12 protein-coding genes are annotated in these 12,457 nt (G+C 57.6%); 7 read left to right on the top strand and 5 right to left on the bottom strand.

All coding sequences use genetic code 11. The annotated features are described in order from the left end of the window. Positions 1-93: 93 nt before the first annotated feature. Positions 94-1,332 (bottom strand): MFS transporter, encoded by a 1,239-nt coding sequence (locus AB4P97_RS19585; RefSeq protein ID WP_042561182.1) that lies wholly within the window; start codon positions 1,330-1,332, stop codon positions 94-96. A 407-nt stretch (positions 1,333-1,739) separates the two neighbouring features. Between AB4P97_RS19585 and AB4P97_RS19580 the strand changes: the two genes are divergently transcribed. The 3 genes from AB4P97_RS19580 to AB4P97_RS19570 all read left to right on the top strand — a co-directional run bounded on the left by AB4P97_RS19580 (position 1,740) and on the right by AB4P97_RS19570 (position 4,445). After that, a complete protein-coding gene (locus AB4P97_RS19580; protein ID WP_042561181.1) occupies positions 1,740-3,185 on the top strand; it encodes a cytochrome ubiquinol oxidase subunit I in 1,446 nt (481 codons plus the stop codon). Between the two features lie 3 nt (positions 3,186-3,188). Next, positions 3,189-4,196 carry a cytochrome d ubiquinol oxidase subunit II gene (cydB, locus tag AB4P97_RS19575; protein WP_042561180.1) on the top strand — a complete coding sequence of 336 codons (1,008 nt, stop codon included), beginning with the start codon at positions 3,189-3,191 and terminating at the stop codon, positions 4,194-4,196. 81 nt (positions 4,197-4,277) lie between these two features. After that, entirely contained in the window at positions 4,278-4,445 is a 168-nt protein-coding gene (locus AB4P97_RS19570) for a DUF2474 domain-containing protein (RefSeq protein WP_395601497.1), read from the top strand. A 68-nt stretch (positions 4,446-4,513) separates the two neighbouring features. Here AB4P97_RS19570 and AB4P97_RS19565 read toward each other — a convergent pair whose 3' ends face one another. Together AB4P97_RS19565 and AB4P97_RS19560 are read right to left on the bottom strand one after the other, a co-directional pair. Continuing rightward, positions 4,514-5,638 (bottom strand): class I SAM-dependent methyltransferase, encoded by a 1,125-nt coding sequence (locus AB4P97_RS19565; protein WP_047303341.1) that lies wholly within the window; start codon positions 5,636-5,638, stop codon positions 4,514-4,516. A 175-nt stretch (positions 5,639-5,813) separates the two neighbouring features. After that, on the bottom strand, positions 5,814-6,527 hold the full coding sequence (locus tag AB4P97_RS19560; RefSeq protein WP_042561178.1) for an autoinducer binding domain-containing protein: 714 nt from the start codon (positions 6,525-6,527) through the stop codon (positions 5,814-5,816). 318 nt (positions 6,528-6,845) lie between these two features. Between AB4P97_RS19560 and AB4P97_RS19555 the strand changes: the two genes are divergently transcribed. Continuing rightward, positions 6,846-7,622 carry a ferredoxin--NADP reductase gene (locus tag AB4P97_RS19555; RefSeq protein WP_395601496.1) on the top strand — a complete coding sequence of 259 codons (777 nt, stop codon included), beginning with the start codon at positions 6,846-6,848 and terminating at the stop codon, positions 7,620-7,622. A 46-nt stretch (positions 7,623-7,668) separates the two neighbouring features. On the opposite strand, the gene mscL is transcribed toward AB4P97_RS19555, so the two are convergent. Beyond that, on the bottom strand, positions 7,669-8,082 hold the full coding sequence (mscL, locus tag AB4P97_RS19550) for a large-conductance mechanosensitive channel protein MscL (RefSeq protein ID WP_042561176.1): 414 nt from the start codon (positions 8,080-8,082) through the stop codon (positions 7,669-7,671). A gap of 285 nt (positions 8,083-8,367) precedes the next feature. Between mscL and AB4P97_RS19545 the strand changes: the two genes are divergently transcribed. Genes AB4P97_RS19545 through radA form a run of 3 tightly spaced genes read left to right on the top strand, consistent with a single transcriptional unit; the run spans position 8,368 to position 11,927 of the window. Then, on the top strand, positions 8,368-9,909 hold the full coding sequence (locus AB4P97_RS19545; protein WP_115146534.1) for a catalase: 1,542 nt from the start codon (positions 8,368-8,370) through the stop codon (positions 9,907-9,909). A gap of 59 nt (positions 9,910-9,968) precedes the next feature. Further along, a complete protein-coding gene (locus tag AB4P97_RS19540) occupies positions 9,969-10,514 on the top strand; it encodes an ankyrin repeat domain-containing protein (protein WP_115146535.1) in 546 nt (181 codons plus the stop codon). 45 nt (positions 10,515-10,559) lie between these two features. Beyond that, positions 10,560-11,927, top strand: a complete 1,368-nt coding sequence (radA, locus tag AB4P97_RS19535; protein WP_008084632.1) for a DNA repair protein RadA — start codon at positions 10,560-10,562, stop codon at positions 11,925-11,927. A 112-nt stretch (positions 11,928-12,039) separates the two neighbouring features. Here the strand turns inward: radA and AB4P97_RS19530 are convergent, their stop codons facing one another. Beyond that, positions 12,040-12,408: a PilZ domain-containing protein gene (locus tag AB4P97_RS19530; protein WP_115146536.1), complete on the bottom strand. Its 369-nt coding sequence runs from the start codon at positions 12,406-12,408 to the stop codon at positions 12,040-12,042. Positions 12,409-12,457 lie beyond the last annotated feature (49 nt).

The raw sequence follows: 12,457 nt of genomic DNA, 5'->3' as shown, positions 1-12,457 counted from the left end.
AGTGTAAGGCGATACATTACACTCTGTGCGGTATCCATGTACCGCACCTTCGCGATTAATTTGTGCTCGTCGTGCTGAGTTCTAAAGCGAACGTCAAACCTTCACCTCTTCCACCGGCACATGCATCCGGTCGCGGTTAGCCAGCGTCGGGAACAGTTTGATCCACGTCCCGGTCACCACCAGCGTGCCGATGCCGCCCATGACCACCGCCGGCACGGTGCCAAACCAGTGGGCGGTGACGCCGGATTCGAATTCGCCCAACTGGTTCGAGGCGCCGATGAACAGGCCGTTGACCGCGCTGACCCGGCCGCGCATTTCGTCCGGGGTTTCCAGTTGCACGAAGGAGGCGCGGATCACCATGCTGATCATGTCCGCCGCGCCCAGCACCACCAGCACGGCCAGCGAGAACCAGAACGAGGTCGACAGGCCGAAGGCAATGGTCGCGACGCCGAAGATGCCCACCGCGGTGAACATCACGCGGCCGACGTTACGCTCCACGGCAAAGCGCGCGAGGAACAGCGACATCCCCAGCGCGCCGACTGCCGGCGCCGAACGCAGCAGGCCCAGGCCCCACGGGCCGGTCAGCAAAATATCCTTGGCGAACACCGGCAGCAGCGCCGTAGCGCCACCAAGCAGCACCGCGAACAGATCCAGAGAAATCGCACCGAGAATGTCCGGGCGGCTACGGATGAAGCGAATCCCCGCCAGCAGTGAATCCAGCGTGGCTTTGCCTTTGTTCAACGGTGTCTGACGGGCCGGCAGGTTGAGCATCAATGTGCAGGCAATCACGTACAGGAGCACGGTCGGACCATAGACCCAGACGCTGCCAAACGCGTAGAGCAGACCGCCAAGCGCCGGGGCAACGATGGTTGCCGACTGTTGTGCCGATTGCGCCGCCGCGACGGCCCGGGGGAACAGCGCACTGGGCACGATACTCGGCAACAGCGCCTGAGTGGTCGGCATCTCGAACGAGCGCGCCGCGCCGAGCAGGAAGGCGAGGATGAAGATCAATTCTCGGGTGACGTGATCGGTGGCACTGCCAATGGCCAGTGCCAGCGCGATCAACGCCTGCAACGACTGACAGATGGCCGCGACCTTGCGTCGATCGTAGCGGTCGGCGACGTGCCCGGTGTGCAGCATGAACAGTACGCGCGGGGCGAATTCGACCAGACCGACCAGACCCAGATCGAGGACGTTGCCGGTCAGTTGATAGAGGTTCCAGCCGATGGCCACGGTGAGCATCTGGAAACCGCTGGCGGTGAAAATCCGTGCGAACCAGAACGCCAGGAACGGACGATGGTGACGTAACAGCAGGGGCTCTTGGCTGGGCATCTGAAGGCAGGTCTGGCTCGAGGGGAACCGCGAGATTATCACCAGTCTGTAACAGGAAGTTGCTATGACAAAAAATTTAGTTAGCCAGACATCGATCTTGACCCGCTGCCTGACGGCGTGTGGCGAGGGAAGGCGTGGCAAAGGGTTGCTGCTGCAGTGAGGCAACTTGTCACGCGGCAAACGACCACGCAGTTCTTCGTCGGAAATGGGACTACTCTTTCAACGTTGCTTGATCCAGATCAAGACCCTCCCGGGCCATGCTCTGGTGGCCCGTTGGCCAGACTCCCTGCGTTGCGATGGTTGTAAAAAAAGAACGAATCGGAATTCGCCGCACTCCATATCCGTGGGGGCAGTAGGTGCAGGGGCCACAAGCCCCGACGCCGGTATTACCTGACAGAGGAAGACTTATGTTCGGTTTAGAGGCACTCGATCTCGCCCGAATTCAGTTCGCGTTCACCATCTCGTTCCACATCCTGTTCCCGGCCATCACCATCGGCCTGGCGAGTTACCTCGCGGTGCTCGAAGGCTTGTGGCTGAAAACCCATAACGACACCTACCGTGACCTTTACCACTTCTGGTCGAAGATCTTTGCGGTCAACTTCGGCATGGGCGTGGTTTCCGGGCTGGTCATGGCCTATCAGTTTGGCACCAACTGGAGCCGCTTTTCGGACTTCGCCGGTGCTGTCACGGGACCGCTGCTGACCTATGAAGTGCTCACGGCATTCTTCCTTGAAGCCGGTTTCCTGGGCGTGATGCTATTCGGCTGGAACAAGGTCGGCCGTGGCTTGCACTTCTTCTCCACGGTGATGGTGGCGGTCGGTACGTTGATTTCGACCTTCTGGATTCTGGCCTCCAACAGCTGGATGCAGACCCCGCAGGGTTTCGAAATCATCAACGGTCAGGTGATTCCAACCGACTGGTTTGCAATCATCTTCAACCCGTCATTCCCTTACCGTCTGATGCACATGGCGACCGCGGCGTTTGTTGCGACGGCATTTTTCGTCGGCTCTTCAGCGGCCTGGCACTTGCTGCGCGGCAAGGACAATCCGGCGATCCGCACCATGCTGTCGATGGCGATGTGGATGGCGCTGATTGTCGCGCCGATCCAGGCTGTCATCGGTGATTTCCACGGTCTCAACACCCTCAAGCATCAACCGGCAAAAATCGCCGCGATTGAAGGCCACTGGGAAAACAAGGGTGACGAAGCAACACCCCTGATCCTGTTCGGCTGGCCGGACATGAAGGAAGAGAGAACCAAGTTTGCCGTAGAAATTCCGTATCTCGGCAGCCTGATCCTCACGCACTCGCTGGATAAGCAAGTACCGGCGCTCAAGGACTTCCCGCCCGAAGACCGGCCGAATTCGACCATCGTATTCTGGTCCTTCCGGATCATGGTTGGCCTTGGATTCCTGATGATTTTCACCGGCCTGTGGAGTCTGTGGCTGCGCAAGCGCGACACGCTCTACACCTCGCGTCCGTTTCTTTATCTGGCGCTGTGGATGGGGCCGTCCGGTCTGATTGCGATCCTCGCAGGCTGGTTTACCACTGAAATCGGCCGCCAGCCGTGGGTGGTTTACGGGCTGATGCGCACGGCTGATGCGTCTTCCAATCACAGCTTCGCGCAGATGAGCATCACGCTGATCATGTTTGTGGTGGTGTATTTCGCGCTGTTCGGTGCCGGTCTGGGCTACATGATGCGCCTGGTGCGCAAGGGGCCGAAGATCAGCGAGGGTCAGGAAACACCGGATGGTGGGCCTGGCAAGAAACGCACACCGGCCCGTCCGTTGTCCGCAGCCGACGATTCGTCCGATGCCGACCACGGCGACGACGTCACCCTGACCAAGGAGATTTGACTCATGGGTATTGATCTTCCGCTGATCTGGGCCGTGATCATCATCTTCGGCATCATGATGTATGTGGTCATGGACGGCTTCGACCTGGGCATCGGGATCCTCTTCCCGTTCATCCCGGGCAAGGTCGACCGTGACGTGATGATGAACACCGTCGCCCCGGTCTGGGACGGTAACGAAACTTGGCTGGTGCTCGGCGGTGCGGCGCTGTTTGGCGCCTTCCCGCTGGCGTATTCGGTGGTGTTGTCGGCGTTGTACCTGCCGCTGATCTTCATGCTGATCGGCTTGATTTTCCGCGGCGTGGCGTTCGAGTTTCGCTTCAAGGCCAAGGACGACAAGCGTCACCTGTGGGACAAGGCATTCATCGGTGGTTCGGTGGCCGCGACGTTCTTTCAGGGCGTGGCGCTCGGGGCGTTCATCGATGGATTGCCGGTGGTCAATCGGCAGTTTGCCGGTGGTTCACTGGATTGGCTGACGCCGTTCACGATGTTCTGCGGCGCGGCACTGGTGGTGGCTTACGCATTGCTCGGCTGTACGTGGCTGATCATGAAGACCGAAGGCAAGCTGCAAGAGCAGATGCATAACCTCGCGCGACCACTGGCCTTCGTGCTGTTGGCGGTGATCGGTATTGTCAGTATCTGGACGCCGCTGGCCCACCCGGACATCGCGACGCGCTGGTTCAGCATGCCGAACGTGTTCTGGTTCATGCCGGTGCCGATTCTGGTGCTGGTGACGATGTACGGCTTGATCCGCGCCGTGGCGCGTAACGCCAACTACATGCCGTTCCTGCTGACGCTGGTGCTGATTTTCCTCGGCTACAGCGGTCTGGGCATCAGCCTGTGGCCGAACATCGTGCCGCCGTCGATATCGATCTGGGACGCCGCCGCACCGCCGCAAAGTCAGGGCTTCATGCTGGTCGGCACGCTGTTCATCATCCCGTTCATCCTGGGTTACACCTTCTGGAGCTACTACGTGTTCCGCGGCAAGGTTACCCATGAAGACGGTTATCACTAGAACTGTAGGAGCGGGCTTGTTCCGGGCGGCGTTCCGACGATGGCGTCGGCGGCGTTATTGAGCTAACGGAGGATCGATGCAATGACTGGCAAACATTCCCTGCACGACATTAAAGAAGCCGAAAAAAAGCCGCTGTGGCAGCGGCTCGGCTGGTTGGCCATGATCTGGATTGGTAGCGTCGGCGCACTGTTTATCCTCGCGAGCCTGATGCGCATGTTCATGAATGCTGCAGGTCTGACCACCCACTGAAATATCCAGTCGCCTTCAAGGCACGGTTTTGAAACCCTCCGAACGGAGGGTTTTTTCTGCCTGGCGTTTTACTTGCGGGCTTTGAGAATCACGAATTTCGGTGTGTTCGCCACTTGTTCGACACCGCGGAACAGTCGCGCCAGTTTGCTGTGATAGCCCAGATGGCGATTGCCGACGATATACAACGCACCGCCTACCACCAACGCTTCGCGCGCTTGCTGGAACATGCGCCAGGCCAGGAAATCACCGACCACTTGCTGCTGATGGAACGGCGGATTACACAGCACCACGTCCAGCGATTGCGCTTCCTGACCGGCCAGACCATCGCCGGCACGCACGATCATGTCGCGATCACCAAGTGCTGCGCGCCAGTTCTCGGCAGCAGACTGCACCGCCATAAACGACTCGTCGACCAGCGTGTAGTGCGCATCGGGGTTTTGCAGGGCGCTGGCAATTGCCAGCACACCGTTGCCGCAGCCAAGGTCGGCCACCCGTGCACTGCCAAGGTTCTTGGGCAGATGCGGGAGAAAGGCACGGGTGCCGATGTCCAGGCCTTCTCGGCAGAATACGTTGGCGTGGTTGATCAGTTCGATGGCCGGCGCGTCGAGACGATAACGCGAAGGGTAGGGCGACACCGCCGGTTCTTTCGCTTCAGGGGTGGCAATCAACAGCCGTGCTTTTTTCACCGCCAGTGACGCCTGTACCGGGCCGATGTAGCGTTCCAGCAAATCGCCTGCAGCGCGTGGCAGATGTTTAATCATGGCGGCGGCGATCACTTCTGCGCCGGGCGCCAGTTGCCCTTGCAGGCGAATCAGTTGTTCTTCCAGCAAGGCCAGGGTTTTCGGTACGCGGATCAGTACTCGGTCGAACGGCCCGACCAAGGGCTCGCTCGCCGGGATCCCCTGGATCGCATCGAAGGCCTGGCCATTGCGCAGCAGATTCTTTTCCAGGCCCTGAAAACCCAGAAATGAATCGCCGCTGCTGCTGACTTCAACCTTGCCCAGCAAACTGGCGGCCAACGCGCCGAAGCTGTCGTTGAGCACCAGTACCCGTGTGCCGGCCACCGGTTGCTGCGCCGCCAGGTAATTGAGCAAATATTCATCGGCCGCGTCGAAAGCTTGCAGCGGTTCATTTTGCTGTTCGGGCTGGCGAATCAGGTCGAGTTGGGCGAAGGGCGTGTCAAGCAAGGGCATGGGGCGGGGACTCAGGGTGGTCAAGGTGTGTTCCGCGGCTGGGTTACTTGCGGCGGAACCCGACCCAGTGGACAGCGACTCTGACAAACAGCGTCATCACTCGGGAAGGGCCTGAATGGTACGTTTTTTTCCAGTGCAATACCCGTAAGTTTTTGAAGGACGCCAAGCGGCGATGTCAGATAATGCCGGCTCTGGCAGCGGCGATAACCGCAGAAATCTTGTTGCAGACGTTGAGTTTCTCAATCACGTTTTGTACGTGATAGTTAACGGTGCGCTCGCTCAGGCTGAGGATTTTTGAAATTTCATAGGCGGTTTTTCCGCCAGCCGACAATTGCAGAACCTCCAGTTCTCGTGGCGAAAGATGCGGCTGGTCGGGCTTCATCGACTGCTTTGGCAGCGTACGAGCAAACAATTCGCTCAAATGACTGGCTGCATAAAAGATGTAGCCAAAATGCTCATACAGTTCGAGTGGGCTGATCGGGCAGTGTTTGCGCGCCAGGCTGAGGATGCTGCACAAGCCGCTTTCCTTATGATGGAAAGATTGCGACCAGCCATGTTGCAGGCCTTGTTCCTGCAACGCTTGCCACACATGTGGAGCCTTCTCATACAGTGTTTCATTCCAGACAATCGGCATCATCGACTGATTGCAGTGTGCCGTTATCGGATCAATTGAACTGAATTTCCTTTGTTCATACTGCCTGTTCCATTCTTCGGGGTAGTTATTGATTTGCAAGGTTTTTATTGACGTAACCTGTTGCGGCATTGCAACGGTTACTGCACAAAAGTTAAAGCCAAGATTTTCGGCAAATCTGAGCAGTATCGGATACGCAGTATCGATGCCCTTGGCGAAAGTCAGCTGCTTCAACTGCGACTCCTTCCACGTTTCCATTAAAAATGCTCCGTGCAATTTCCGGGGTGCTTCTTGGATCCAATATGATCCGCACGAAAACGAGTGTATGACGTTTCCCACGTGATGCTCCGATTATTTTGCTCTTGGAACGAGTGATTAATTGAATGGCCGGTTATTAAGTACAGAGTGTTTTATATGTGACTTATCATTGTTACGGAATTTTCCTCTCCCACACGTAATGGAAGAGTGCACGCACATTATCCCAAGGGCAGGCATTCTGATATCACTACAAATCAGAGGTATTTAAGCAGGCAACTTTGCGCGAGACTGTTGGTTAACCGTTGAATGGAGTGCCCAATGACTGCCAGCACAGACAAATTCACCCATCAGACCTTGCTTGACGTGCAACCGTTGACGCCCAATCTGTTCACTCTGCGTACCACCCGTGATGCGGGTTTTCGCTTTCGTGCCGGTCAGTTCGCGCGACTCGGTGTGATCAAGGCCGATGGCAGCACAGTGTGGCGCGCCTACTCCATGGTCTCTTCACCGTTTGACGAGTTTCTTGAGTTCTTTTCTATCGTGGTACCCGGGGGCGAGTTCACCAGTGAGCTGAGTCGGCTGGAGGTTGGCGATACCTTGATGGTTGAACGTCAGGCCTATGGCTATCTGACCCTTGATCGTTTCGTCGACGGACGCGATTTGTGGCTGTTGTCGACAGGTACTGGGGTGGCACCTTTCCTGTCGATCCTTCAGGATTTCGAGGTCTGGGAAAAATTCGACAGGATCATTCTTGTGTACAGCGTCAGGGAAGCGCGAGAACTGGCTTACCAGTCGTTGATCGCCGAACTGGAACAGCGTGATTATCTGGCGGAGCACATCCACAAGCTGCAGTACATTCCCACTGTCACTCGCCAGACGCATCCCGGTGCGCTGAACGGGCGGATCACGACGCTGATCGAGAACGGTGAGCTGGAACGCGCCGCGGGTGTGGAACTGTCTGCCGAATACTCGCGCGTCATGCTGTGTGGCAATCCGCAGATGATCGACGACACGCGTGCCTTGCTCAAACAGCGGCACATGAGCCTGAGCCTTGCTCGGCGGCCTGGCCAGGTGGCGGTGGAAAACTACTGGTAAACAAACGGCGCCTCGCAGGCGCCGTTTTTTTTGGGGTGTGGCTGATTCAGGGCTGATTGTTCTGAGCCTTGAGCAAATCGCGGATCTCGCCCAGCAATTCCTCTTCTTTGGTCGGAACCGGCGGCAGGCTAGGCGCAACGGCTTCTTCGCGCTTCAGACGGTTGATGGCTTTGACACCCATGAAAATCGCGAAAGCAACGATCACGAAGTCCAAAACGGTTTGTAGGAACTTGCCGTACGCGAGCATCACCGCAGGCGCATCGCCCTGAGCCGCTTTCAACGTAATGGCCAGATCACTGAAGTCCACTCCGCCGATCAGCAGACCGATTGGCGGCATGATTACGTCACCGACAAAGGATGAAACGATTTTGCCGAAGGCGGCACCGATGATGATACCGACGGCCATGTCGACCACATTGCCTTTGACCGCGAAGGCCTTGAACTCGTTAAGCACGCCCATAGGTTATTTCCTTGTTACAGATGAGTTTGGTGTTGGCAGTGTAAATCAGTAAAACGCTTACTGCGCGAAACACCTTCTTACAATGCACGTTTTTATCGACACATGAATAGACGATTAGTTTTCAAAGTGCCACTAATCGCGCGCGATTTACGCCATAACCACATGACTTGGAAGGAATTTTTTTCAATCATTGCGTTACGTTCTTTCTATTTATGTTCAGCGTTGCGGGCCTCTAGCCTTGTGTTGGCGCACCTGGATGCGCTCAAAAAAACAGAGGATCCTGATATGAATTCCGCTATTGGATTAGGGGCTTTTCCCCATCGCCGCACGCTTGGGGTCATCACCGCCAGCCTGCTGACCTTTTCCGTGCATGCCGCCCCGCTGACTCGCGACAACGGTGCCGCGGTAGGTGACAACCAGAACTCGCAGACTGCAGGAGCCAATGGCCCGGTGCTGTTGCAGGATGTGCAACTGATCCAGAAACTGCAGCGCTTTGACCGCGAGCGCATTCCCGAGCGCGTGGTACATGCACGGGGCACCGGCGCCCACGGCACCTTTACGGTGACCAACGATCTCAGCGACTTGAGCAAGGCCAAGGTGTTCGCTGCCGGCCAGACTACCCCGGTATTTGTGCGTTTCTCCGCTGTGGTTCACGGTAATCACTCCCCGGAAACCCTGCGTGATCCGCGCGGTTTCGCCACCAAGTTCTACACGGCTGACGGTAACTGGGACCTGGTTGGCAACAACTTCCCGACCTTCTTCATCCGCGATGCAATCAAATTCCCGGACATGGTGCACGCGTTCAAGCCTGACCCACGCACCAACCTTGACGACGATTCGCGCCGGTTCGATTTCTTCTCCCATGTACCGGAAGCCACGCGTACGCTGACCGAGTTGTATTCCAACTCGGGTACTCCAGCCAGTTATCGAGAGATGGATGGCAACGGTGTGCATGCCTATAAGTTGGTCAATGCCAAAGGCGAAGTGCATTACGTCAAGTTTCACTGGAAGAGTTTGCAGGGCATCAACAATCTGACGCCCAAGCAAGTCGGAAAAGTCCAGGGTCAAGACTACAGTCACCTGACTAACGATTTGGTTACGAATATAAACAAGGGCAACTTCCCGAAGTGGGACTTGTACATTCAAGTGCTAAAACCACAAGATTTGTCCAAGTTTGATTTTGATCCATTGGATGCAACGAAGATCTGGCCAGGTATTGCGGAGCGAAAAGTTGGACAAATGGTCCTTAATCGTAATCCGGCAAATGTGTTTCAGGAAACTGAACAAGTAGCCATGGCGCCGGCCAATATTGTTCCTGGTATCGAGCCTTCGGAAGACCGCTTGTTGCAAGGTCGAGTGTTCTCTTATGCCGATACACAAATGTACCGCCTCGGTGCCAATGCCCTGCAATTGCCGATCAATGCACCGAAAGTTGCGGTGAACAATGGCAACCAGGATGGTGCGATGAACTTCGGTGCCAGCGCTTCCGGAGTGAATTATCAACCGAGCCGTCTGCAGCCGCGCGAAGAAACACAAACCGCGCGCTACAGCCAGATGGCGCTGTCGGGCAGCACTCAGCAGGCGAAGATCCAGCGTGAGCAGAACTTCAAGCAGGCAGGCGATCTGTACCGCTCGTTCAGCAAGAAAGAGCGTCGCGATCTGATCGACAGCTTTGGCGGCTCGCTGGCCACCACCGATGACGAGAGCAAGCACATCATCCTGTCCTTCCTTTATAAGGCTGATCCCGAGTACGGCACTGGTGTCACCGAAGTGGCCAAGGGTGACTTGAGCCGCGTCAAGGCACTGGCAGCCAAACTGGTCGACTGATTCCACACAACGTAACGCGGGGCCTGAGTCAGGCCCCGTTTCGCTGAGGGAGACTGCTGATGCGTGTCTATCTGTTTCTATTGTTCGGGTTTATGTCCTGTGGTGCGCTGGCAGCACCGGCCGTGCAAAGCCCTGACGCGATCAAAGAACAGCTACAGGATTACTATTTCGACGCCGCCCGGCGCGGTGATGTACCAATGCTCGATACCTTTATCGAATCCGGTTATTCACTCGACACTCGCGACGGCAAGGGTTACACCGCGCTGATTCTGGCGGCTTATCACGGTCAGGCACCCGCAGTGGAGCGCTTGCTCGTCGCTGGTGCGGATGCCTGTGCCCAGGATCAACGCGGCAACACGGCGTTGATGGGCGCGATCTTCAAGGGTGAGTTACAGATCGCCCGTCGGTTAATGGCCACCGATTGCAGCCCCGATCAACGTAACGGTGCCGGTCAGACGGCGGCGATGTATGCGGGTTTGTTCAAACGCCTTGAATTGCTCGACGCGCTGAAAGCCAAAGGCGCCGACCTGAATGCCGAAGATCCGCTGGGTAACAGCGCCGCACGTCTGGCCAGCGGCGAGATCCGTACCGCGGCGCCGCGCTGATCGGCGGCGCGTGCGTTATCATCGCGGTTTTTGTCGGGGGTTCTGATGGCCAAGGCCAAGCGCATGTACGGCTGCACCGAGTGCGGCGCAACCTTTCCCAAGTGGGCCGGCCAGTGTGGCGAGTGCGGTGCCTGGAATACGCTGACCGAAACCATGATCGAGAGCGGCGGCGCGACGGCGCCCTCCGGACGCACCGGTTGGACCGGGCAGCAGGCGCAGATCAAAACCCTGGCCGAAGTCAGCGTCGAAGAGATTCCACGGTTTTCCACTGCCTCCAGTGAGCTGGATCGTGTACTGGGCGGCGGCCTGGTCGATGGCTCGGTGGTGTTGATCGGCGGCGACCCGGGTATCGGCAAGTCGACGATTCTGTTGCAGACCCTGTGCAACCTCGCCAAGAGCATGCCGGCGCTGTACGTCACAGGCGAGGAATCCCAACAGCAAGTGGCCATGCGCGCCCGCCGCCTCGGTTTGCCTCAGGATCAGCTACGGGTGATGACCGAAACCTGCATCGAGACCATCATCGCCACGGCACGTCAGGAAAAGCCCAAGGTGATGGTGATCGACTCGATCCAGACGATCTTCACCGAACAACTGCAATCGGCGCCCGGCGGCGTGTCTCAGGTGCGCGAGAGTGCGGCGTTGCTGGTGCGCTATGCCAAGCAAAGCGGCACGGCGATTTTCCTCGTTGGCCACGTGACCAAGGAAGGCGCACTGGCCGGCCCGCGCGTGCTTGAGCACATGGTCGACACCGTGCTGTATTTCGAAGGCGAATCCGATGGTCGACTGCGTTTGCTGCGGGCGGTGAAGAACCGCTTCGGCGCCGTCAACGAGTTGGGCGTGTTCGGCATGACCGACAAGGGTTTGAAAGAGGTCTCCAACCCTTCGGCGATTTTTCTCACGCGCGCTCAGGAGGAAGTCCCGGGCAGTGTCGTGATGGCGACGTGGGAAGGCACCCGGCCGATGCTGGTGGAAGTGCAGGCGCTGGTCGATGACAGTCATCTGGCCAACCCGCGCCGTGTGACGCTGGGTCTGGATCAGAACCGATTGGCGATGCTACTGGCCGTTTTGCATCGCCATGGCGGCATACCGACTCACGATCAGGATGTGTTCCTCAACGTGGTCGGCGGGGTGAAGGTGCTGGAAACCGCATCCGACCTGGCGCTGATGGCAGCCGTGATGTCGAGCCTGCGCAATCGGCCGTTGCCCCATGACTTGCTGGTGTTTGGCGAAGTCGGGTTGTCCGGCGAAGTGCGTCCGGTACCAAGCGGTCAGGAGCGGTTGAAGGAAGCGGCCAAGCATGGCTTCAAACGCGCCATTGTGCCGAAGGGCAATGCGCCGAAGGAATCACCACCGGGGCTGCAGATCATTGCCGTGACCCGACTGGAACAGGCCCTCGACGCGCTTTTCGAATAACTACCAACTCCCTGTAGGAGCTGCCGAAGGCTGCGATCTTTTGATCCTGATCTTTTAAAAAGCAACATCAAAAGATCGTAGCCTTCGGCAGCTCCTACACGGCCAGGCTTTATCAGATTTCGATCAGTGCGCCCAACTCCCGCTCCAGCTCCTGCGGATCGCCCAGATTGAACTCAATCAAACGCCGCAGGCGTTCGATCGACTCCAGGCTGATGTGCTTGCAGACAAAGCCCAGTTGGCCGCGGTCATCGTGGGTCAGTTGCACATCCATCTTGATGCCGACCTCATCATTGAGATGAATCTCCACGAGGAAATGCCGTTCCCGATCACCCAGCCACGGCTCGGGTTTTTCGATCAACAGCCCCTTGAGCGAGAGATCGATCAACTTGACCTGCCAGATGTACTCGCCCTGACTCAATTCAGTTCGGGCATCGAACGCGATACGTTTGAATCGGCGACGCTCTGCTGGGTGCTCGCTCATGGCGCAATCCTCTCGAAGGTTTGCTGACTATAGACCCGACCAGCCGGGT

The organism is Pseudomonas sp. A1230, from assembly GCF_044218825.1.
Lineage (GTDB): Bacteria > Pseudomonadota > Gammaproteobacteria > Pseudomonadales > Pseudomonadaceae > Aquipseudomonas > Aquipseudomonas iridis.
Note: the sequence above shows the minus strand (reverse complement) of the source record. Positions and strands in the feature narration are given on the sequence as shown.